Annotated in this window: 24 protein-coding genes; 7 read left to right on the plus strand and 17 right to left on the minus strand. The window is 34.4% G+C overall.

The window, feature by feature from the left end; genetic code table 11:
- The first annotated feature begins 17 nt into the window (after window positions 1–17).
- On the plus strand, window positions 18–671 hold the full coding sequence (locus ACNH59_RS06070; protein WP_418264536.1) for a metal-dependent transcriptional regulator: 654 nt from the start codon (window positions 18–20) through the stop codon (window positions 669–671).
- A 57-nt stretch (window positions 672–728) separates the two neighbouring features.
- Window positions 729–1,397: a hypothetical protein gene (locus tag ACNH59_RS06075; RefSeq protein WP_418264537.1), complete on the plus strand. Its 669-nt coding sequence runs from the start codon at window positions 729–731 to the stop codon at window positions 1,395–1,397.
- A gap of 165 nt (window positions 1,398–1,562) precedes the next feature.
- Here ACNH59_RS06075 and ACNH59_RS06080 read toward each other — a convergent pair whose 3' ends face one another.
- From ACNH59_RS06080 to ACNH59_RS06130, 11 genes are all read right to left on the minus strand, one after another.
- On the minus strand, window positions 1,563–1,688 hold the full coding sequence (locus tag ACNH59_RS06080; RefSeq protein WP_418264538.1) for a FeoB-associated Cys-rich membrane protein: 126 nt from the start codon (window positions 1,686–1,688) through the stop codon (window positions 1,563–1,565).
- Window positions 1,689–1,694: 6 nt separating this feature from the next.
- Window positions 1,695–3,794, minus strand: coding sequence for a ferrous iron transport protein B (gene feoB, locus ACNH59_RS06085; protein WP_418264539.1), 2,100 nt, complete (start codon window positions 3,792–3,794; stop codon window positions 1,695–1,697).
- A gap of 3 nt (window positions 3,795–3,797) precedes the next feature.
- Entirely contained in the window at window positions 3,798–4,037 is a 240-nt protein-coding gene (locus ACNH59_RS06090) for a FeoA family protein (protein ID WP_418264540.1), read from the minus strand.
- Between the two features lie 111 nt (window positions 4,038–4,148).
- A complete protein-coding gene (locus ACNH59_RS06095; RefSeq protein WP_418264541.1) occupies window positions 4,149–4,823 on the minus strand; it encodes an SCO family protein in 675 nt (224 codons plus the stop codon).
- 213 nt (window positions 4,824–5,036) lie between these two features.
- Window positions 5,037–5,981 (minus strand): DMT family transporter, encoded by a 945-nt coding sequence (locus ACNH59_RS06100; RefSeq protein ID WP_418264542.1) that lies wholly within the window; start codon window positions 5,979–5,981, stop codon window positions 5,037–5,039.
- On the minus strand, window positions 5,981–6,805 hold the full coding sequence (locus ACNH59_RS06105) for an SDR family oxidoreductase (protein ID WP_418264543.1): 825 nt from the start codon (window positions 6,803–6,805) through the stop codon (window positions 5,981–5,983). Before ACNH59_RS06105 ends, ACNH59_RS06100 begins: the two co-directional genes overlap by 1 nt.
- An 82-nt stretch (window positions 6,806–6,887) precedes the next feature.
- The gene (locus ACNH59_RS06110) at window positions 6,888–7,514 is read right to left on the minus strand and encodes an MCP four helix bundle domain-containing protein (RefSeq protein WP_418264544.1); all 627 of its coding nucleotides are present in this window, start codon (window positions 7,512–7,514) and stop codon (window positions 6,888–6,890) included.
- Window positions 7,515–7,654: 140 nt separating this feature from the next.
- On the minus strand, window positions 7,655–8,053 hold the full coding sequence (locus tag ACNH59_RS06115) for a hypothetical protein (RefSeq protein ID WP_418264545.1): 399 nt from the start codon (window positions 8,051–8,053) through the stop codon (window positions 7,655–7,657).
- 35 nt (window positions 8,054–8,088) lie between these two features.
- Entirely contained in the window at window positions 8,089–10,476 is a 2,388-nt protein-coding gene (locus ACNH59_RS06120; protein ID WP_418264546.1) for a M28 family peptidase, read from the minus strand.
- A 17-nt stretch (window positions 10,477–10,493) separates the two neighbouring features.
- The gene (locus tag ACNH59_RS06125) at window positions 10,494–10,841 is read right to left on the minus strand and encodes a hypothetical protein (protein WP_418264547.1); all 348 of its coding nucleotides are present in this window, start codon (window positions 10,839–10,841) and stop codon (window positions 10,494–10,496) included.
- Between the two features lie 3 nt (window positions 10,842–10,844).
- The gene (locus tag ACNH59_RS06130; protein WP_418264548.1) at window positions 10,845–12,374 is read right to left on the minus strand and encodes a GNAT family N-acetyltransferase; all 1,530 of its coding nucleotides are present in this window, start codon (window positions 12,372–12,374) and stop codon (window positions 10,845–10,847) included.
- Window positions 12,375–12,594: 220 nt separating this feature from the next.
- Here ACNH59_RS06130 and ACNH59_RS06135 point away from each other — a divergent pair, with 220 nt between their 5' ends.
- The gene (locus tag ACNH59_RS06135) at window positions 12,595–12,927 is read left to right on the plus strand and encodes a single-stranded DNA-binding protein (RefSeq protein ID WP_418264549.1); all 333 of its coding nucleotides are present in this window, start codon (window positions 12,595–12,597) and stop codon (window positions 12,925–12,927) included.
- A 58-nt stretch (window positions 12,928–12,985) separates the two neighbouring features.
- Here ACNH59_RS06135 and ACNH59_RS06140 read toward each other — a convergent pair whose 3' ends face one another.
- The 6 genes from ACNH59_RS06140 to metG all read right to left on the minus strand — a co-directional run bounded on the left by ACNH59_RS06140 (window position 12,986) and on the right by metG (window position 19,232).
- Window positions 12,986–13,144: a hypothetical protein gene (locus tag ACNH59_RS06140; RefSeq protein WP_418264550.1), complete on the minus strand. Its 159-nt coding sequence runs from the start codon at window positions 13,142–13,144 to the stop codon at window positions 12,986–12,988.
- A 68-nt stretch (window positions 13,145–13,212) separates the two neighbouring features.
- Window positions 13,213–13,719, minus strand: coding sequence for a ferritin (locus ACNH59_RS06145; protein WP_418264551.1), 507 nt, complete (start codon window positions 13,717–13,719; stop codon window positions 13,213–13,215).
- A 132-nt stretch (window positions 13,720–13,851) separates the two neighbouring features.
- Window positions 13,852–15,087 carry an OmpA family protein gene (locus ACNH59_RS06150; RefSeq protein ID WP_418264552.1) on the minus strand — a complete coding sequence of 412 codons (1,236 nt, stop codon included), beginning with the start codon at window positions 15,085–15,087 and terminating at the stop codon, window positions 13,852–13,854.
- A 299-nt stretch (window positions 15,088–15,386) separates the two neighbouring features.
- Window positions 15,387–16,073, minus strand: coding sequence for an HAD family hydrolase (locus ACNH59_RS06155; RefSeq protein WP_418264553.1), 687 nt, complete (start codon window positions 16,071–16,073; stop codon window positions 15,387–15,389).
- Entirely contained in the window at window positions 16,070–16,957 is an 888-nt protein-coding gene (locus ACNH59_RS06160; RefSeq protein ID WP_418264554.1) for a DMT family transporter, read from the minus strand. Before ACNH59_RS06160 ends, ACNH59_RS06155 begins: the two co-directional genes overlap by 4 nt.
- 205 nt (window positions 16,958–17,162) lie before the next feature.
- On the minus strand, window positions 17,163–19,232 hold the full coding sequence (metG, locus tag ACNH59_RS06165) for a methionine--tRNA ligase (protein ID WP_418264555.1): 2,070 nt from the start codon (window positions 19,230–19,232) through the stop codon (window positions 17,163–17,165).
- Between the two features lie 250 nt (window positions 19,233–19,482).
- On the opposite strand from metG, the gene ACNH59_RS06170 reads away from it, so the two are divergent.
- The 4 genes from ACNH59_RS06170 (at window position 19,483) to ACNH59_RS06185 (ending at window position 22,491) form a co-directional block, all read left to right on the plus strand.
- Window positions 19,483–19,971, plus strand: coding sequence for a hypothetical protein (locus ACNH59_RS06170; RefSeq protein ID WP_418264556.1), 489 nt, complete (start codon window positions 19,483–19,485; stop codon window positions 19,969–19,971).
- Between the two features lie 261 nt (window positions 19,972–20,232).
- Window positions 20,233–21,627: a sensor histidine kinase gene (locus ACNH59_RS06175; protein ID WP_418264557.1), complete on the plus strand. Its 1,395-nt coding sequence runs from the start codon at window positions 20,233–20,235 to the stop codon at window positions 21,625–21,627.
- A 67-nt stretch (window positions 21,628–21,694) separates the two neighbouring features.
- Entirely contained in the window at window positions 21,695–21,865 is a 171-nt protein-coding gene (locus ACNH59_RS06180; protein ID WP_418264558.1) for a hypothetical protein, read from the plus strand.
- Window positions 21,866–21,951: 86 nt separating this feature from the next.
- A complete protein-coding gene (locus tag ACNH59_RS06185) occupies window positions 21,952–22,491 on the plus strand; it encodes a DMP19 family protein (RefSeq protein WP_418264559.1) in 540 nt (179 codons plus the stop codon).
- Window positions 22,492–22,588 lie beyond the last annotated feature (97 nt).

Here is a 22,588-nt window from a genome sequence, read left to right on the forward strand (position 1 = left end):
TAGCACCTCTTATAAAAATGACGCATTCAGAAGAAAACTACCTCAAAGCCATTTATCATTTAACCAGTAGCACCAATACTGATGTGAGCACCAATGCCATTGCTGAAACAATGGAAACCAAAGCTTCATCTGTTACCGATATGATAAAAAAACTGGCCGAAAAAGACTTGGTAAACTACAAAAGATACCAAGGCGTTTCCTTAACTATAAAAGGAGGCTTGGCAGCCAAGATGATTGTTCGAAAACACCGACTATGGGAGGTCTTTTTAGTTGAAAAACTTGATTTTTCATGGGATGAGGTTCATGATATTGCGGAACAACTGGAACATATCAAATCAGAGAAGTTAATTAACAAGCTTGATAATTTTTTAGGAAATCCTACTGAAGATCCTCACGGTGACCCTATTCCCGATGCTAATGGACAAATTCAAAAAATAGAAAAGCAATTGTTGTCTGAATTGACTATGGGGCAAATAGCTATTTGTGTAGGAGTTAAAGATACTTCATCAGAATTTTTAAAATATTTAGACAAACAAGAAATATCTTTAGGTTCGCAAATAGAATTTATTGAAAAAGAAGAATTTGATCTTTCAGTTAAAATCAATGTTGATGGTAATGTTTTGAATATTTCTAATAAAATCGCTAGTAATATTTTTGTTAAATTAAATTAGGATTTTACTTGTATTTTTTGTAAATTGTTTATTACAAACATCTAAAAAATAATTATTATGAAAGTTAAATTTATGCTTTTTGCTCTTTTTGCAATTTCGGTGGGATATGCTCAGGATTTAGTTACAATTGCGGTTTCTCAAAACATGAGTAAGGGTATGCAACCGGGTATTGAAATATTTATTCCTAATGTGTCTGATGAACATCTTGAAGATGCTATTAAGGAGGTTACCAAGCCTTTTAAAGGGAAAATTAGAAAAATCAAACGTACTGACGAAACCTATATTGATAATGCTTTAATCAAAGAAATTAGTGTTAATACAGTTGATATCCATCAATTGATTGAAAAAGGGGATAACGGTTATAAATACACTGCATTCTTTAATCTGGGTGGCATTTTCTTGGATAATGCCTTTAGTCCTGAAAAGTTTGCTTATGCTTCTGATCTTGTCAAACGAATAGGTTTAAGAGCGTCTGAATTAAGAATGAACGAAATCCTAAAAGATGAAAATAAGATTTTAGAAAGACTTGAAGATGATAAAAAAGATTTAGTCAAAGAAAATGAAAGAGCTTCCAAAGATATTCAAAAAGCAAAGGATTTGGTGGCAAAAAAAGAACTTGAAATCGAGGACAATATTAAAATGATGGAAATGAAAACTAGTGAAATTGAATCACAACGTCAGAAAGTAATTGAATTGCAGAATCAAAAAGCGCTTTTTGTGAATTAAGAAATTCTATTAAAAAAAGAAGAAACCGCAAAAATGAATCGGATGGTTCGTTTTTGCGGTTTTTTATTTAGGTCTTTTATTTGGTAAAACTACCAAAGTTGAGATGATTTGAAATTAAATTTCAGAGAATTCAAACGAATTATATCTGTTGTGAATCAAACATTTTTAATGACAACCACAATCATCATCAGAGCCACAGTTTTTTTTAGTTTTTTTCTTTTTCCAAAAAAACTTCTTGATTAAAAAAGCAACGGCAAATGCTAGTGCTGCGAAAGCTAAAAATTCTTGCATAGCGGATTATTTTATAAGTTGAAAAGCAATTAGCGCTACTATATAAGCAAAGGCACTCATAAAGATTAATTGTCCTAAAGGCCATTTCCATGAATTGGTTTCCTTACGAGTAATGGCAACGGTACTGGCGCATTGCATGGCAAAGGCATAAAATAGTAATAATGATATTCCTGAAGCGAAATTAAAAATTTTATTCCCGGTGATTGGATGGACTTCAGCAGCCATTTTATTTTTGATGGTGTCCTCATTGTCTGATCCTCCTACACTGTAAATAGTTGCTAAGGTGCCTACAAAAACTTCTCTTGCAGCAAAGGAACTGATAATAGCGATTCCAATTTTCCAGTCGTAACCTAATGGTGAAATAGCAGGCTCAATGGTTTTTCCCATGATACCAATATAGGAATTCTCTAATTTGTAAGCTGCTATTTTGTTATTTATAGCCGTTTCGTTAAGTTGAATATTCTCTGTTTTGGAACGCAAAATGCGATCTGCGTTATTGAAGTTGGCACCTGGTCCATAGGAAGCTAAAAACCATAGTACAATGGAAATAGCCAAGATAATTTTACCAGCTCCAAATACAAAGGCTTTTGTTTTTTCAACTACATTAATAGCTACGTTTTTGAACATGGGTAATTTGTAATTAGGCATCTCTACCACGAAAAAGGTTTTGCCTTGAATTTTCATGATTTTGTTCAAAATATGTGCAGAAAATATTGCCATTCCAAATCCTAATAAATACAAAAGCATTAAGGTTAGTCCCTGTAAATTTAGAAATCCAAGTACATAATCGTCAGGAATTACTAAAGCAATAATGATGGCGTAAACGGGTAATCGGGCTGAACAGGTTGTGAAAGGTGTTACTAGAATTGTAATCAATCGTTCCTTCCAGTTTTCAATATTTCGAGTCGCCATGATAGCAGGAATGGCACAGGCCGTTCCAGATATTAAAGGCACCACGCTTTTACCTGATAAACCAAATTTGCGCATGATTTTGTCCATTAAAAAAACTACTCGGCTCATATAACCACTTTCTTCTAAGATGGAAATAAATAGAAATAGAAAAGCAATTTGAGGGATAAAAATTAAAATTCCGCCTATTCCTGGAATAATTCCTTCGGCTAGTAAATTGGTAAACACACCTTCAGGCAAGTTTGTCGCTGCCCATGAACTTAAAGATGCAAAAGAGGCATCAATAAAATCCATTGGAATTTTGGACCATTCAAAAATAGATTGGAAAATAATAAATAAAATGGCAAAGAATATCGCGTATCCCCAAACTTTATGAGTCAAAACACGATCCAGTTTACTGCGAAAGTCCTTTGCAATGGCGATATCAACCTTTAAGCCTTCTTTCAATACATCATTGATGAATTGGTATCTTTTGATGGTTTCTTTTTGTTGCAAACGCTTCAAATCCGAATGAGATTTAGTAAACGAACTTTGGATTTCCTTACGTTCTAAGTTCAAGAAATTCACATCTTGGGTAATCACCAGCCATAATTTGTAAAGCAATTGCTGAGGAAAGGCCTTGCGTAAGCTGTCAAAATATTCTGGGTCAATCACAGAAGCATTCAAACAAGGTTCGCTTGAAATGGTTTTATATGTGGTGATTAATTTTTTTAATTCGGTAATACCAAAACCTCTGCGGGAACTAACTAAGGCGATTTTAGTTTTTAACTGTTCTTCCAGAAATGGAATATCTAATGTAATTCCTTTTTGCTCCATTCGGTCTGCCATATTAATGACAAGAATGGTCGGAATTTCGAGGTCTTTGATTTGGGTAAAAAGGAGTAAGTTTCGTTTTAAATTTTCAACATCAGTTACCACTAGGGCAACGTCAGGATATAGTTTGTCGTTTTTATTTAGTAGTAATTCAATAACTACATTCTCGTCAATGGAGCTAGCATTAAGGCTGTAAGTTCCAGGTAAATCGAGAATATTAGCTTTGATGTTATTAGGTAATTTACAAAAACCAATCTTTTTTTCAACCGTAATTCCAGGATAATTCCCCACTTGTTGGTTCAAACCGGTCAATTGGTTAAAAACCGAAGTTTTGCCCACATTGGGGTTTCCTATTAAGGCAACATTGATATTCTCGTTAATCATTTTTTAAAGCTTGATTTGGACTAATTCAACTTCAATTTCAGCAGCAGTTTCCACACGAATAGCCAAATGAGACCCATTAATGTCTAAATACAAGGGGTCACCAAAAGGAGCAATTTGCAATAACTCTACAGCATTGCCAGGTAAACAGCCCATTTCGAGTAGTTTTAACGGAATAACATCAATATCAAAGTCTTTGATAATGGCTTTTTCGCCTTTTTTGAGAGAATTGATCGTGGTACGCAAGTCTTATTTAGATTGAATTAAGATTGCAAAAATACATATTATAAAACGAATACAAATGATATTTGTCATTTTTTAGGGTATAGACTCGTGATAGTTAGCCAAATCTATTTTTTATTCTTCCTCCTGACCGCTCAAAAAGTTAATATCTTGAATCAATCGCTGAATATCTTCTGCTTTGGTACCATCATAAAAACCACGAATGCGGCGTTTTTCATCTACCAAAACAAAATTTTCAGTATGAACCATGTCTAGCAATTCACTAGGTTTCCCCATTTTTACCGCAAGATAGGATTTGCGTGCCATGGTGTAAATATCTTTTTTAGAACCCGTTACAAGATTCCATTTGGCGTCTTTAACCCCGTATTTTATGGCGTATTTTTTTAAAACGGGAACACTATCAGTTTCTGGAAAAACGGTGTGCGATAGTAATTTTACTTTTGGATTGTCTAGAATGGCTTTTTGAACTTCAAATAAGTTTTTGGTCATTCTAGGGCAGATAGAACCACAGGTAGTGAAGAAAAAGTCGGCCACATAAATTTTGCCTTCGTAGTCTTTTTGAGTGATGGTATCCCCATTTTGATTGAGAAAAGAAAAATCAGCAATCGTATGGTACTTACTCACATATTGTACAGTACTATCTACTAATTCTGGGTTTACATCTGCAGGATTGTAGATAGGTAAGGTTTTTTTAGGCTTCAAAGCCCCGTAGAACAAGTATAAAGTTATAACTGAAAAAACAATAAAAACTCCAATGAAAGTGCGGTATTTTTGAAAAAAAGAGGGCATAATTTTTTTTACAAAAATACAAAAGCAGTTTTGATAAAGTTGTTATACAAATTATAATTTTTAAGTTACATTGCTATAAATCGGGCAAAATAAACAAGATTTTTCTCTTAAATAATTAATATTGTTATCAGTATAAAACCACTATTATTCTAAGTCAGAAAGGGTAAGCTATGATTCGGGTCTTTGAGCCTTCGTGCCAATGATTGAGAATCTTTATTTGATTAAAATATTCGTTTTTTTACGACTGTCTCTTAATGATTTATTGACTAAATAAAGCCCAACAAGTGTTACAGCTCCTCCTAATGCTATGGAGATGGTCAAGGTTTCATCAAAAATCACCGAACCTAAAAGGACAGCTACAATAGGGTTCATATAGGCATACAAACTACTCATTTCGGGCGGAAGATGTTGCAACATATACACAAAGATGGTAAAAGTGACTAATGACCCAATAACGACTAAATAAGCAATAGCATACCAAGTATTAGCAGGAATAGCCACCCAGTCAATAGCGCTTCCTGTCATGCCATTATAGGCAAATAACAAGATACTAGAAATAAACATTTGGAAACCCAAACTAAAATACGGATTATAAGTGGCAGCTTTTTTCTTTGTGTAGAGTGTTCCAAAAGCCCAAGTAATCGTAGCTAAAACTGATAAAAGGATTCCTAATCTAAAATCAGGGATTAAAAAATCGCCCAAATGTTCATAGAAAATAATGCAAATACCTCCAAAACTTATTAATAATCCTGTTACAGCCAATTTTGCCATTTTTTCGCCTTGAAAAAAGGAGATGATTACAATCCAAATAGGGAAGATGGCAGCAATGATAGCGCCCAGGCCACTGCTGATGTATTTCACGCCCGCCGTACTCAAACCATTACTTAGCGTAAAATTGAGAATGGCAAGGATAATGATGGTGTTCCATTGTTTGCCTTTCGGCCAAGGAGATTTGGTTGTTAAAAAATAAGCAATGTATAGAAAACCAGCTAGAAATTGTCTAATAGCGGCCATTTGGATTCCAGGGATGTAACGGACACCTTCTTTGGAGGCAATCCAAGTAGTACCCCAGAAAAAACCAACCCATACCAACGCTAATATCGGTAAGCCTATATTGTTTATTCTATTAGAAAATCCTTTTTTAAAATTTGCAATCACTATAAATCGAGTTGGGTAAAAGTATATTTCAGTTGGTTTATTAATTTTTCCGATTCTATAGTCTTCCCAATAGACGGAGCCGTTTTGTTGAAAGTAGGTGGGACTAGTTCTTGTTCCAATGCTTTCTGGGTATAATATTCCTTTCTGGAAGGATGGTGTGGAGCGGCAGCATTAAAGTGATCGTTCCAAGCTTTTTTGTCTAGGATTTTTTGAATAATTCCAATGCAATCGTCTAAGTGAATTAAATTGACGGGAGCATCAGGATTGGCTACATTTTCTTTGCCAGCCAAAAAACGAGCGGGATTTCTATCGGGTCCTATCAAACCTCCAAAACGTAAAATCGTAGTTTTAATTTGATTGTTATCCATTAATAAATTTTCTATTTGCAGTAATTGTTTGCCGCTTTCGGTAACTGGATTTGGAATCGAATCTTCCGTTATTGTGGCGTTAACTTCACCATAGATAGCTGTTGAACTAATAAAAATAAGTTTCTCAACGGTTGATTTTTCGATATAAGGTAACAGGTTCTCGATCTTTTTGACAAATGAATTTTTATTGGCATCTGAGTAATCTTTGTTTTTTCCTCTTAATTTAGGTGGGATAGCAATGATTAGAATTTCGCTTCCTGCTAAAAAATCAAGAATAATATCTGAAACCGTATCTGTTTCTAGAGCAAATGAAAAGTGTGTAATACCAGCGTTTTCGAGTAGTTCTTTTTTATCAGTAGAGGTAGTCGATCCTTTTATTTGAAAACCATCTTTTACTAAGGCTTTCGCCAAAGGAAACCCTAACCATCCGCAACCTAAAATACTTATTTGTGTCATTTTGCCTTGAATTATTTCAGATTGCAAATTTCCACATAATTATCCGACTTTTGGGATTGAGGAATGATTTTTTAATAGAATTTTAATTCAAACTAGGGCCTTCTGGAATTTTGATTTTGACTTTCATCTTTTTTAAAATCAACAGATAAAAAGAGAGACATGCTAGAATTATAAACAAACCAATTTCAAATTGAGCGAAAATTTGATTTCCAGAGTGCAGCGTGTTGGCGGTGGTAAGTTCTGTTTTTCCCTCATCAATTTGAATTTGAGCCAATATTTTTAGGGTATTTAAACTTTGCTGACTTAATTGTATGATTTTCCCCCAGTCTTTATTCTGGTTGTGAATTTTTATTTCGGTGCACTGAGTTTGGAATTTTTTAAATTGCTGTTTCTCTTCTGGAGTTAAAACGGTAGACAGGTATTTTGGATGAAGACTACTTATGCTTTGAAGGTGATTGGTTACCTCTTTTTGTCTTTCAGGATGGGAATTAATTGGAACCGACTCTGCTTTTATTTGGTGAATCGCATTGTTGTATTGAAAAATATAATGACTCACCATGAGTCGGTCATTGTAAATGGCTTTGATAGTTTCGTTGGTTTTTTGGGAATTTCGTCCAATAAAATAATTACTTATCAAAAGCAAAATGGTGACTAATATTAAAATAGCGGCAGCTTTGGTTTTTTTATTCAAATTATTTAAGTCCTTCATAATCAATAAATATGATTTTGAAAGATAGGGTTTTCTTTTTGATTTAAAAAGTTAATTATCATGGGTTAGTGTAGTGGTCAAGTTGGTCGAAATAGTCCTAAATATATTTCTAAAAGATAGATACAATAGTTAAAGGGAGCTTAACGTATTCCTGTATCAATATTGACGTCAAAAATAGTAGTTTCATTATTTTTTATGATAATTGAGGCGGGTAGATTTTTGCCAAATCTATGTTGATCGTCAAGGTCTAGTATGTAACGCCCAACAGCTAGTTGGAGAGAATAATTACCATCAAGCTCTGGTTGCAATTGTGCAATTTTTTCTTTTTTATCCAATGTCCACACATAAACTGCCCAATATTTGTACGTTTCTTGAGTGGGTAAGCAAGCAGGATTGGGTGGGATTGTTTCTACTGGACAGATAGGGCCAATGGAAATTTTGCCCTTTAAAACTCCGTTTTCTTTGGTGGGATTTGGTTCACAGGAACTGCACAAAATAACAGTCCAAATGAAAATTGCAATTTTTGAAATATTCTTCATGACTTCCCAAATTTACCATAAGCAATAACACAAAATTATTGAGGAGCTTCTAAGCTATCCTTAACTAAAGGTACGACCTCTTTTTGAAATAAATTGATCTCCATAGCGTTTTTTGGACTAATAGCAGTAGGCTTTATGGTTTGTTTTACACAAACTGCATCTGTTAATACAAATGGTGTGGGTATCATCCAATTGGCTCTGGGCTGGATATTAAACAACGGATTTTCTAATAAGTCGAAAGAACTTTCCAATAATTGCATGTCAAAAGTAGTGGCTCTATTGAGTACAAAATCCATTTCTAGCGGCTGATTATTTACCACATAATAGCTTAAAATTTTCTTACCATTGCGATTCATTTTATTTCCGGTTTGATCCAATTGTGCTACTCCATTGGCTTTGAAATGGTAAAAATCCATTTTTTCATTGGCAAAAATATCATAACGATTGACAAGGCGATTAGGCGTGATTCTGATTTTTAGAAAATGTAAATTCCCCGCTAAACTGTCTTTTAAAAACTGAATTGTAGCTTTGGGGATAGGTTTTGTAGCTGTTTCAGTAGCATAAGTAAAAGAACTCCCGTATTTGCTAAACAATGGGATGTCATTTTCTAAATCCGCTTTTTTAGGATTGCTTCCTAGGACAGTTCTGGTCCAATCGTCTAGATTTTTATCATAAGTTAGCCAAAAAGCGGTTTCATTATCTGCGTCATATATGTAAACTAGGCTGTTGGATTTGGCTTCTCCTTTTTCATATCCTGAATGATAATGTGCTTTTGTAAAAAAAACAATTGAAATGAGAAAGAAAAGCAATGCCCAAAGTCCTTTTTTAGGGAACGGTCCAAAGAGCGGCAATAGTAAACCAAATAATAAAACAGTTAAAATGGCACTTCCAAATAGTATTTTGAGTCCTAAACCGATTGGGAACATATAAATAAATGGGGTAATAATTAGAAGGGCAGGTAAGCTCATGATAAAATTTAACCAGCGATTGTGGTGTTGACTTATGATAAAATAGGCGAAAATAATTAGTCCACAATATACAGGGAGGATTAAAAATCCAGCACCTTGTAGGTAATAAGCAATTCCTCCATTAATCAATAACCAGAAAAATAAAGGTGCGACCGAATTACTTACGGTTACTTTTTTAGCTGAAAAAAACAGGTAAAAGGTCATGCAGATGGACAATGTTAAAAACACAAAAGCCGCTATATAATCATGACCGTTATATGTAAAACCATTGAGCAAGTCGTTGTACTGTGGGTAAATGGAAAGCAAAGTTTTCCACCCAAAGAAAGTTACCAAGCCAGCGAAAACAAAACTAGCGATAAATGGAATGAAGCCTTTGGCAATGGTTTTGAAATCCAAAATGCGTTTAGCAAGTCCTATGAAAACTAGAATGAAAAACAAGCCAATAGCGATAAATAACATCGTTTTTACCCATTCAAAGGGATAGTGAATAAAGGCAAAGGGGACTGTGAAATAAACTTCATCCTCTAGTGATTGTGTTCTGTTCAGATTGGCATTTGAAAAATAATTTAATAATGGCAATAGGTAAGAACCTTGATGCGCTAAGGTTTTTTTGTCCAAATGTTTACTATCATCTTGAGCAGTATGATAATTATAATGTCCGTCAATAAACGCAAAATTAAAGCCTTGAATATTTCCTTCTTTTCTAAATACGGTGAGGTCAGTGTCGTTAGGGAGCATTTTATATATGCTGTACATCAACGAATTAGATACAGCATAAGGTGCGGCAGCATTGGCAAATTCATTGACTAAACCTGCATTTCCGTTATTGGTTTCCATCAACATATAACTCGGACCTGAAGTTCCTCTAGCTTCAAAGTTGAGTGCCAATCCAATTTCTTTGGCCCATTGGTGTTGTGTGACAAACAATGCAGCACCGTTTAATCCCAATTCCTCCGCATCCGAAAAAAGGATAATGATATCATTTTGGTGTGGCTTTTTCGAATGTAAAAAAGCACGAACACTTTCTAAAATAGTTGCCACTCCTGAACCTGCGTCGCTAGCGCCATAGGAAGCAGAATGTGGAGCGCTATCGTAATGAGAGAGTAGGAGTAAGGCTTTGGTGGTTTTGGTTCCTTTAATTCGGGCTAGAATGTTTTTAGAATAAACTAAGTTTCCCCAATCAGTTAGGGTATAGCCTTCTTGTATGCTTGTTTCAAGTCCTAGTTTATGTAATTCTTTTTGAAGGTGTTGGGCAACTACTTCATGATTTTTTGAGCCTACATAATGAGGTTTTTTCGAAATAGCTTGAACCTGTTTAAAAGCTCTATTGGTTGAAAATTCATTTAAAGGAACATCTGCCGTACTGCCCCATTGTGGCATCATGGTAAAATAACTCATTCCTATAACTAAAAATAGGAGTATCAGTGTAATTAGTGAGGCGTATTTTTTGATCATGATGCGCAGTTGTGGGATTAGATGTCTTTTTTAACAAGCATATAAAAATCATTTTCTAGAAGCATATAGCCTTGGTCATATAAAAAATAGTAGGTGTTTCCAGTTTTGGTTTTCAAAATATTAGTAAAAAAATCAAAATCAAACCCTAGACTCAACAACTTTGTTTTAGTTGTTTTAGACTTTCCTTCGGTGTTTAAACTTGATAAGATTCGGTAGTTTTTGCGCAGCCTATTGTTGATGTTACGCATATAATTGTTGCTGTCCTTGTTGATTTTATTGTTGTACGCATTTCGACAACCGTCACTACAAAATTTTTTGTCCTCCCGTCCAATGATTTTTTCACCACATTCTAAACAAGCTTTCATAGGCTACTTTTTTACTTTTTTTATTTGGTATAAATCATGACGACGGTCTTTTAGTATTTTAACACTTCCGTGTTCGTGTAGTTCTTTCAGTAAATCTAAATCTACATCGACAATTAAAGTCATTTCAGTATTTGGTGTCGTTTCTGCTTTGATTCCATTACTTGGAAAAGCAAAATCTGATGGGGTAAATACCGCCGTTTGTGCGTATTGTATGTCCATGTTGTTTACCTTAGGTAAATTCCCTACACAACCTGCAATGGCTACATAACATTCGTTTTCAATGGCTCTAGCTTGCGCACAGTGTTTGACACGAGTATAGCCGTTTTGTGTATCTGTTAAGAAAGGGACAAATAAGATATGCATGCCTTGGTCAGCCATCAATCGTGATAATTCAGGAAATTCGACATCATAGCAAATCATAATTCCAATTTTACCGCAATCCGTATCAAAGGTTTGAATGGTGTCGCCACCCGTGATTCCCCAATGAAAGACTTCGTTTGGAGTAATATGAATTTTGGTGTAAGTATCGTAAGAACCGTCTCGCCTACATAGAAATCCGCAGTTGTATAAAACACCATCAATCAGATGTGGCATACTGCCCGTAATGATATTGATGTTGTATGCAATGGCTAACTCTAGAAAACGCTTTCTAATTGGTTCTGCATATTTAGCTAGTTCTCTAATGGCATCGGCTTCAGATAAGTGATTGTAATCTGCCATCAAGGGAGCTATAAATAGTTCGGGAAATACGGCAAAGTCACTTCCATAACCAGAAACTGCATCGATAAAAAATTCAGATTGTTCGAATAAGGCTTCTAGATCTTTCAGTGGACGCATCTGCCACTGGATTAATCCTAAACGGATAACGCTTTTTTCAAGATTAATTATTTTAGGACTATCATCATAATAGATGTTGTTCCATTCTAGTAAAACGGCAAATTCTTTGGATTTTCTATCGCCTTCCAAATAATTTTTCATGATTCGCATCACGTGAAAATCATTGCTCAATTGAAAAGAAAGGACTGGGTCGTGAATTTCTTTTCTTTTTACTTTATCGATATAGGCTTTTGGTGTTAATTCTGTGGCATATTTTCCGTAGTTTGGGATTCTACCAGCAAACACAATTGATTTTAAATTGAGTTGCTCGCATATTTCTTTTCGAGCATCATACATACGGCGTCCCAATCGCAATCCACGGTATTTGGGGTCTACAAAAACATCTATACCATACAAAACCTCCCCTTTGTAGGTATGTGTTGAAAAAGTATAATTGCCAGTTATTTTAGCATAATCATGGTTTTTTTCTACTAAATCTTCTGGAACAATCAATGATAGGGCAGAACCTACTACGATGCCGTCGACAAGTATAACCAATTGTCCTTCGGGGAATATTTTGAGCAATTTTTTGACTTCAGATTCGTCCCAATAATTATCAGCCATTTCGGGATAAGACTGCATCATGGACTTTTTTAACTCTTTATAGTCTGCTATTTTTAAATTTCGTAATTCAACTTTATTGATTTCTGCTTGCATAAAAATGTTTTGGTTTTCGCTAAGTTACGAAAAAAAGTTATCCGTTTACAAACGGTTACAAATATTTACAACCGAAAGTAATTGAATGACAACCGAATAATTTTTGGGGGCTGTCGCATCTTTGCAATGTCGAAAACAAACAACGCTTCTTTCGACAAAATGATATACCAACAAAAGAATCTGAAACGAGTTCGGATTGAAACATTTAAATTTATACGCCATGAATGCATTAAGAAACAAAGTACAGTTAATTGGACACTTAGGAAATGACCCAGAAATCAAAAATTTTGATGGGGGTAAAAAACTGGCTCAGTTTACATTAGCCACAAATGAAAGCTACAAAAATGACAAAGGAGAAAAAGTAGAAGATACCCAATGGCATAAAGTAGTAGCTTGGGGAAAAACCGCCGAAATTATTGAAAAGTATGTCACAAAAGGCAAAGAGATTGTAGTTGAAGGAAAGCTTACTCATCGTACTTATGATGATAAAAACGGAGAGAAACGATATATTACAGAGGTAGTAGTTTCTGAGCTATTGATGTTAGGGAAATAGTGATTGATACTTTTAAAGGAAATCCTAGTTGGCAAATTGTTTTGCGAACTGGGATTTTTTATTCTAAATCAAATCTAGGACATTTTTTACAGCGTTTGTGTTCTCCTTTTTTGTATTTCTCACAACATTTATCCTTACGGTCTTTTTCTTTTTTACCGTTTTCTAAGGATTTTTTTTTGTCCTTTTTCTTTTCTTTTTTTTTGTCTTTATTGCCCAATTTGTAAAAATTTAAAAGTCAAAGCCAGAGTGGATTCTATTGGATGAAAGATGAAGTTAAACAGGTATTTAGATAATAGTGCCGTTGTTATTTATTTGCTGAATGTCTCTGTCAAATAAATACAGTCCTCCTTTATCATCGCCGATAAGGTTGATTTTGTCTAATATGGTTTTGGCTTGTGATTCTTCTTCTACTTGTTCTGCTACATACCATTGTAAGAAGTTGTGGGTAGCATAGTCTTTTTCTAAAAAACTAAGATGTACTAATTCATTTATGGATTCCGAAACAAATACTTCATGATTGTATAATTCTTGAAACATTTCCTGAAAAGTATCATAAGTGGTTTTGGGGGCTTTCAATTCAGAAACTTGAGCATGTCCGCCTCTTTCGTTAATGTATTTTACAATTTTAAGCATGTGCATACGTTCTTCATCTGACTGGGCATACATGAATTTAGAAATACCTTCTAGTCCATGAGTCTCTGCCCAAGATGCCATTGAAAGATAAATTTGAGAGGATTCAGCTTCAATTCGAACCTGTTTATTTAGCGCGGTTTCAATATTTTTGGATAGCATAGCGTAGTCTTTCTTGTAAAGTTACAAAAAAAACCTAAACTAGGATTTTAAGGATATTTGGAATTTGGATCAATTTAAAACAAAAAAAGCTCCAAAGAATTTCTTTGGAGCTTTTGAAAATAGGTAATAAGATTATTTTATTTTGAAAGTAACTCTTCTTACTAGTTTTCTTGCATCAGCAGAAGATTTATCTACTGAAGTGTCTTCACCAGAAGCAATTACATTTAATCTTGAAGCAGCAACGTTTGATTTCAACAAAGTTTGTTTCACATTGTTAGCTCTTGCAGCAGATAGTTTGTTATTGTATTGAGTTCCACCGATTTCATCAGCATGACCAATAATGTCTACTGAAGCAGAAGGATTGTTTCTTAAATATGCCAATACGTATGAAATAGCATCAGTAGATTCTTCTGTTGGTGTTGTTTTGTTGAAGTCAAAGAAAACACTAACATATCCACCATTTACTAAGTTTTTGATAGTTTCACTATCTGATGGAGTAGCAGTTGATGTTTTGTATTTACTGTCAATGTATTTCTCGATCTCATCAGGAATACCGTTTTTGTTCAAGTCAATAGCACGACCTCTAGAGTCAACCATTACACCTGACATAGTGTTTGGTTCAGCATCTAAGTAATCAACTACACCATCTCTGTCTGTATCGTTGTTCATTGTTTCAAGTTCGTCTACTCTTTTTTCTAAAGAAAGAACGTCTTTGTCTTTAAGAACGATCCAATCAGCATGTTTTTCGCTTTTTCCAAGGTAGTAAGTAAGACCTACAGTGGTATTAAGCATAATACCAAATGGGTAATTTGCCCCTGATTTCACATCAAAGTTTAAGTTTTGTCTAGCGTTAACAATACCAGTTGCATCTGCAGTTAAAGCAAAACGGTTAGATAATCTAACTTGAGCAGTTAAACCTGCCATAGCATTAAGTACGTTGTTTTTAGTGTCTCCACTTCTTACTTGTCCAGCACCAAGACCTCCATGAGCTAATAAACCTAAGCTGTTAGTCCAAGTTTCAAAATTCATGATACGTCCTAAGTTAGCAACCCCTTGTAAGTTTGCTCTGTAGTATCTTGATTCAAAAGCAGGAGTGTCATTTTTTTCTGAAAGGTTGTTGTAACCTACATCAGCTTTGATACCAAATTTATTGTTAATCATGTATCTTATTCCTAAATCAACAGTGTAAGGAGATACAAATCCAAAGGAATACCCAGGAGTGATGTCGTTTAATGGTTTGTTAAAACCACCTGCTAATTCAATAGACCATTTATTATAGTCTTGAGTTGCGTCATTCTTGACGTCATTTTGTGCGCTTACAGAAGATACAGCTGAAGCAAATGCTAGTGTAAATATAAGTCTTTTCATAGATTTTAAATTTTTTGATAAAAATAGCCTTTTTTTTTAAATTTAAAGTTTCAAAATTACATTTTAATTTTATTTAATTCCCATTCTATGTTTGGAAGCAGTTAAAAATAAAGATATGATTAGTACTATAATTCTGGTTTTTGTAAAAATGGTTTAATTATTTAAGGGTTGAATTATCATTTTTGTATTATTTTATCCTAAAATTTATAGTATTGAAAATAGTAATTTTATTTTTCAGTTGTGTCAAAAAAGTAAAAATTTTCCATTAATGATTAAAACTAAAGCCTTAAATGTAGTTTTTATCTTATTATTTTTAAAATTTCATTAATTGATTTTATGCTTTTAAAGTTGTTATGAACTATTTTATGGTCGATTTTTTCATGTGCCCAGGTTGTATGAAAGGGAATGTGTACAGCATGGCCTCCTATTTCGAGTACTGGGAGTACATCTGATTTAAGGGAATTCCCAATCATTAAAAATTCATTGGGCTGAATTTCCAAACGCTTTAGCAAGTCTAAATAATCAATTTGTTGTTTGTCTGACATCACTTCAATATGATGGAAGTATTTTCCAAGTCCTGAATTGTGTAATTTTCTACGTTGGTCTAATAAGTCTCCTTTGGTGGCTACTACTAATTTGTATTTTCCATACAAGGCCTCCAAAGTTTCTTCAACTCCATCGAGTAATTCGATAGGTTTGTCAAAGAGTTCTTTACCGTATAAGATGATTTTTTCAACTACTTCAATGGGAATGGTGTTGTTTGATATGGTCATGGCAGCTTCAATCATCGAAAGAATGTATCCTTTAATTCCGTAACCGTATCTTTTTAAGTTTTCGATTTCAATACGAAACAATTCTTGTGAAATGCTTTGGTGTGAAAGATAGTCACTCATTAAGGCGCAAAATTTCTCCTCAGTTTCAGCAAAATAGGTTTCGTTTACAAATAAGGTGTCGTCAGCATCAAAAGCAATTACTTTGAGAGTCATGGTTTGTGTTTTAAATTTTTATACGAGATGGGTTTGTCGTAAAAAGTAATTCGTATTCCTAAAAGTAGAAAAACAGCACCAATAATCCTAAACCCACTCATTTTTTCGTCCAAAAAAATCCAAGCTAAAAATGTTGCTAGTACAGCCTGTCCTAATAAACTTAGTGAAACTCTTGTGGCACGTAAATGTTGAGTGGCATAACTAATCAGTAACCAAGCGGTCAATTGACAAATGGCGCCTTGAATAAACAATACAAACCAAGCCGTGTTTGAAAAGCCTTTAAAAGATTCGTTTGCTCCCCAACAAACCAATCCTAAAAATAAACTTGAGGAAACCAAAACGATACTCATAAAGGAAAATACCTCCATTTGAGATAATATTTTTTTACTCATTAATATATAGGTAGCGTATAGCATTCCTGAAACAAGGGCAAAAGTAAAGGCTAGGTCAAAATGAAGTTGACTAAAAACTTCAAAGCCTACTAAGATTACCATTCCTATAAGAGCTATGGTAGTGCCAATCCAAAAATTAAGAACAGGTTTGCTTTTTAAAAACAAGAAAGATCCAAAGCCCACCCAAACTGGTGATAAGTTAGCCAATAAAGTTGCTTGTGTCGCACTGGAATGTTGAATGGCAATATTCCAAATTGCAATGTCAATTGCAAAGACAACGCCACTAAGACTAGCTAAAAGAATGTTTTTTGTATTTGGGAGTTGAAATTTTTTGGTGACTATTATATATGGTAATAATAAAACTGCTGCTATGAACATACGGTAAAAAGCCGAAATCAACCCAGTTGTCAATTGCAGCCGAACCAAAATAGGAAAGATAGAAATACAGAGTATTCCTATCGCTAACGCTATTTTGGGTTTGGCATTCATCATTTTTCATATTTTTAAAAACAAAAATTGCCACTAAATTAATTCGTGGCAATCTTTGTAATCAGTGATTTTATGGGTCTCTGGAATAGTTAAATTAGGTACTTTAGTGCATTTTGCTTTTAGCCTCTAAAAAATGCGCTCTGTGATTTTGCAGACTTTAAGTCTGCAAACCAAATCTTTGGACTTTGAGTCCAAAGTGGTTTAGTTCTTAACTAATCATGTCTCCATTAGGAACACCTTCGGCATCAGGATTGATGAAAATCAATTTTCCTTCGGCATTGGTTGCCATCAAAATCATTCCTTGACTTTCAACTCCACGCAACGCTCTTGGTGCTAGGTTTACCAAAACACTCACACGTTTCCCGATAATGTCTTCGGGTTTGAAACTCTCTGCAATTCCCGAAACAATCGTACGAACATCTATTCCCGTATCTACTTTCAAAACCAATAGTTTGTTTGCTTTTGGCATTTTCTCCGCTTCTAGAATTGTTCCTACGCGGATATCCATTTTGGCGAAATCCTCAAACTGAATGGTTTCTTTTTGTGGTTCTGCTTTTTTGTTATCGGCGATGTTAGCGGTTTTTGTAGCTTCCAATTTGTCTATTTGTTTTTGAATTTCTTCGTCTTCGATTTTTGCAAACAATAATTCAGCTTGTCCTATTTGATGTCCAGCTACCAATAAATCAGATATTTCAGAAACCGTATCCCAAGTGATAGTAGCATCTGGTTCCGAAATATTCAAAATACGTTTCAATTTTTGAGAAGTAAAAGGCAAGAACGGTTCGCACAGTGTACTCAAAGCAGCAGCAATCTGTAACGCTACATACATTTGTGTTTTTACCCGTTCTGGATTTTCTTTCACCATTTTCCATGGCTCTTCGTCTGCAAGGTATTTATTACCTAAACGAGCCACGTTCATCAATTCGCTCAACGCTTCTCTAAAACGGTATCTTTCTACAGAACTCGAAATCACCGCTGGATAGGCTTTTAATTCCGCCAAGGTTTGTTCATCTACTTCTTTGAAATCATTTGGTGTAGGTATAATTCCGTTATAATATTTATTGGTCAACACCACCACACGGTTGATGAAGTTCCCAAAAATAGCCACCAATTCATTATTATTTCTCGCTTGAAAATCTTTCCAAGTAAAGTCGTTGTCTTTGGTTTCTGGAGCATTTGATGTTAATGCATAACGTAAAACATCTTGTTGTCCCGGAAATTCTTCCAAATATTCATGCAGCCAAACCGCCCAGTTTTTAGACGTTGATAATTTATTTCCTTCCAAGTTCAAGAACTCGTTTGCAGGAACATTGTCTGGTAAAATATAACTTCCTTCGGCTTTCAGCATCGCTGGGAAAATCACACAGTGAAATACAATGTTGTCTTTTCCAATGAAATGTACCATTTTGGTGTCCTTATCTTTCCAATAAGGTTCCCAATCTTTTCCTTCTCGAGCGGCCCATTCTTTAGATGACGAAATGTATCCAATAGGAGCGTCAAACCACACATATAGCTTTTTTCCTTCTGCCCCTTCCACTGGAACGTCAATTCCCCAGTCTAAGTCACGAGTTACGGCACGAGGTTCAAGTCCGCCGTCAATCCATGATTTTACTTGACCATAAACATTCGGTTTCCAATCGTTTTTATGTCCTTCAATTATCCACTCTCTCAAGAAAGCATCGTATCGATCCAAAGGTAGAAACCAGTGTTTCGTTTCTTTCATGATGGGAGTTTCTCCTGTAATAGTTGATTTTGGATTAATCAAATCCGTAGCGTTCAGGGTAGAACCACATTTTTCACATTGGTCACCATAGGCCTCTTCGTTGCCACATTTTGGGCAAGTTCCAGTCACAAAACGGTCGGCTAAAAACTGGTCTGCTTTCGCATCATACAATTGCTCGGTTACTTCTTCTATAAAATCACCTTGGTTGTATAATTTCTTGAAAAATTCCGAAGCCGTATCATGATGAATCTGAACCGAAGTTCTAGAGTAATTGTCAAAAGAAACCCCAAAATCTGAAAATGATTTACGGATAATCCCATCGTACTTGTCAATTACTTCTTGAGGCGTGATGCCTTCTTTCTTAGCTTTCATCGAGATAGCCACACCGTGCTCATCACTTCCACACACAAACAAAACGTCTTTGTTATGGGCTCTTAAATAACGGGAATAAATATCAGCAGGAACGTAAACTCCAGCTAAATGCCCAATATGAATAGGGCCGTTCGTATATGGTAAAGCAGCAGTAATGGTATATCTTTTCGGATTCTGTATCATTTTTCTATTTTATTGGGTGCAAAAATAAGCAATAGAATTCAAAGTTTAGTACTTTTTATTAGGTCCTATTTAGCTCCGTTGAATCTTCGCTTTCCCGCTCCCGACGCTTCGGGACGCTATATCTTTTCTTATCAAAAAAAAGCATGAAAAGGATGCTGCGTCTATCGGGGCTCTAGGGGTTTTGGGAATCTAAACATATTTCGTTTCCAAGTATTCCCTATATTTGATATTCATTTCTAAACTACCAAAAATGAAAACCCTTTTCCAAGAAGAACAAAAATTTACCCAATGGTGGCTTTGGCTAATATTAAGTGTAATAGCAATTATTCCGGTATACGGAATTTACCAACAAATCATTCAAGGAGAAGTTTTTGGTGACAAACCCATGTCTGATAAAGGGTTGATTGTTTTAGCCATTTGTTCGCTTGGAATCCTACTGTTATTTTGGCTTTTTACATTAAAAACCGAAATCAATTCCAACGAAATCCAAATAAAATTTTTTCCGTTAGTTAAGAGAGTAGTGGAATGGAAAGACGTAAAATCTGCGGAGCTGTTAAACTATGGTTTTGTGGGTGGATGGGGGATTCGACTGTTTACAAAATATGGAACCGTTTACAACATCAAAGGGAACATAGGCCTTGCCCTAGAATTAAAAAACGGTAAAAAACTTTTAGTAGGCACTCAAAAAATGGAGGAATTGAAAGAGGTTGTTGGGTATGTTTTTAAATTGGAATCATAAATTACTCGCAAAATACCTTTTCGATTCAGTCTCTTGACAAATCTTGTTTTCTTAATTCTTTTAAAATTTTGTTGATTAAAAAAAGGATAAATTAAAAGTAGAATTTTGATTACTTTTTAATTGTTTGGTTTCCAATAACAATCGATTGACCTTGAAAAAACAACAACTTATTCTTAAAATTTTAGGATTAAAATAAAATAAATATATTTTTGTAAATCTACCAAAAATAGTATCATCCAATAAACAAGACAGTAGTTGAATATGGAGACTTTAGATCAATTTTCAAAATTATTTGTATTGGATATTCGCAGTACAATGGGATTGTTGTTTTGGGGGAATTTAGCTTTAGCTGCCCTTGTGTTTACGTTTAGATTTGCACTTTTTAGTAAGGATAATCAAAAACATTTATTGGTTTTTGGTTGTTCTAAAATTTTTCAAACTTTAGCATGGTTGTCTTTTTTTCTTAGGACGGATACCGTCACTTTCAATGCTGTTAACATAATTATTCCTAATACGCTGATTTTTTCCAGTTATTTTTTAGAGTCGATTGCCATGCTGATGCTGGTTAAGAGTAGCACTAAAAAGGATTTTCGCGGGCAAGCTATACTGTTTGTTGTTGCTTTATTGAGTTTTTATTATGCAGTTTGGGTAGAGTCGAGAACCAATATTCGAGTTTCACTGGCATCACTCATTATTTTTTTACTCTTAATTACTCCAGCTTTACGATTTTTGACAGAGGCAAGAAGTAGTTTGTTTAAAAAAATTCTAGGATTTAATTATATCATACTGTTAGTGGTCTTAATTTTTAGGATGTTTTATCCTCTCTTTAAGACTTCAACAACTTTGTATTCAATTGATGCCACGCAAAAAATCATTTTTTTAATTATATTTATGATGATGATGATTAGCGGTGTAGGTTATTTGCTTTTGCTGCAAGAGGAAAAAGAATTGCAAATCAAAAAATTATTAGAAGATAAAGACAAATTTTTTTCCATTATTGCTCACGATTTAAGAGGTCCATTTAACGGAATTATTGGTTTGTCGGAATTGCTTTTGGAGAATGATAATGAGTTAGATCAAAAAGAATCTAATGAATTTATACAGATGATTCACCAATCTTCAAAGAATACGTTTTCACTATTAGAAAACCTTTTAACTTGGGCAAAATCACAAACTGGAAGTTTAGAATTTAGTCCAGTAAATTTTGAAATCAGTACAATCACTGATAAAACAATCAGCCTATTGGCGAATATTGCTAAAAGTAAAAATATCAGTCTTCGGTCTGAAATAGAACCAAATCAATTTGTGGTTGCTGATAAGAATATGCTGGAAACCATTTTCCGAAATTTAATTACCAATGCCTTAAAGTTCACGGAGAATAATGGGGAAGTATTGCTTTCGATGCAAAGAGAAAAGAACCAAGTCGTCTTTTTAATTAAGGATAATGGGATTGGAATTGCTCCTCAAAAGTTAACCAATTTGTTTTCAATTAATCATAAAAACCACAGTCTGGGAACAAATGACGAAACAGGTACTGGATTAGGATTAATGCTGTGTAAGGACTTTGTTGAAAAACATGGTGGTGAAATTTGGGTTACTAGTGAAGTGGGAAAAGGAAGTGAATTTAAGTTTAGTATAGTCGAGGGTTTAAATTAATTTGAATGCTTCTGGACTCAATTCCTTTTTTTTAACTTTGCATTCATAATCAAATACGATTACAACCATGGCTAAAGGACCCCAAAAAAACACCAGAAACAAGGCTTTGCATACCAAACTACTCAATAGGAAAAAGGCAAAAGTCCAAGATGAGAAAAGAGAAAGAGCCGCACAGTTGAAAGCCATTGTAACAAAGATGAATCAACAAAAGAAAAGCAACGAATTAGACACTCCATAAATCTGTGAAATCTGTGTTGAAAAAGATTTCATCCTTCACTATTTTACCCGAAATTTGCCTTTTCAACTCCTTTAAACAACAATTTCATGGAATTTGGTAGTATCATTATCTCAGAAACAGCAGTCAATAGTGGCAATCCACAAGACATCATCAACTCAAATATATCCGTAATCAATCTCATGCGTGAAGAAAAAATCGATGACGACTTGATTCACGAGGATGCTTTAATGAGTTATTATATGGATTATTATGTGTCGCAATGTACTCAAGGAAATTTTGCGCAATTTGTCTATAATTCTAAATGGAATATGGAACTCAATGGGCTGATAGCCGATGGTTTGGAAATTCTTGGAGCGACAAAACACTTGGAATTGTTTCAAGCACAATGCAAAAAAGTAAACTTAATGAGCAGTGTGAAACGCGAAAAATTTTTTAAAAGTAAGTTAGAAGGTGTGAACCCAATACGTGATATTATTAACAACGATACTTTTTTCGAAATTGAAGAAAATCTGGTGCATCTAAATGCCGATTTCCTAAAATCACACCCTGATACCCAAATTTTGACTGTGGACGGGATGTTTGAATTGTTGGAGGATTATTTGGGTAGAGCTATAAAAAGAGAATAGCTTTAGTTTTTGCCAACCATCTATTTTAGTCCTCCCATTTTAATTTTACATTAGTTTTTGATCTTTAAAAATTTCCAATATTAACTATAAATAGTAA

Source organism: Flavobacterium faecale, assembly GCF_048320115.1.
In the GTDB taxonomy this organism is placed as follows: Bacteria; Bacteroidota; Bacteroidia; order Flavobacteriales; family Flavobacteriaceae; genus Flavobacterium; species Flavobacterium faecale_A.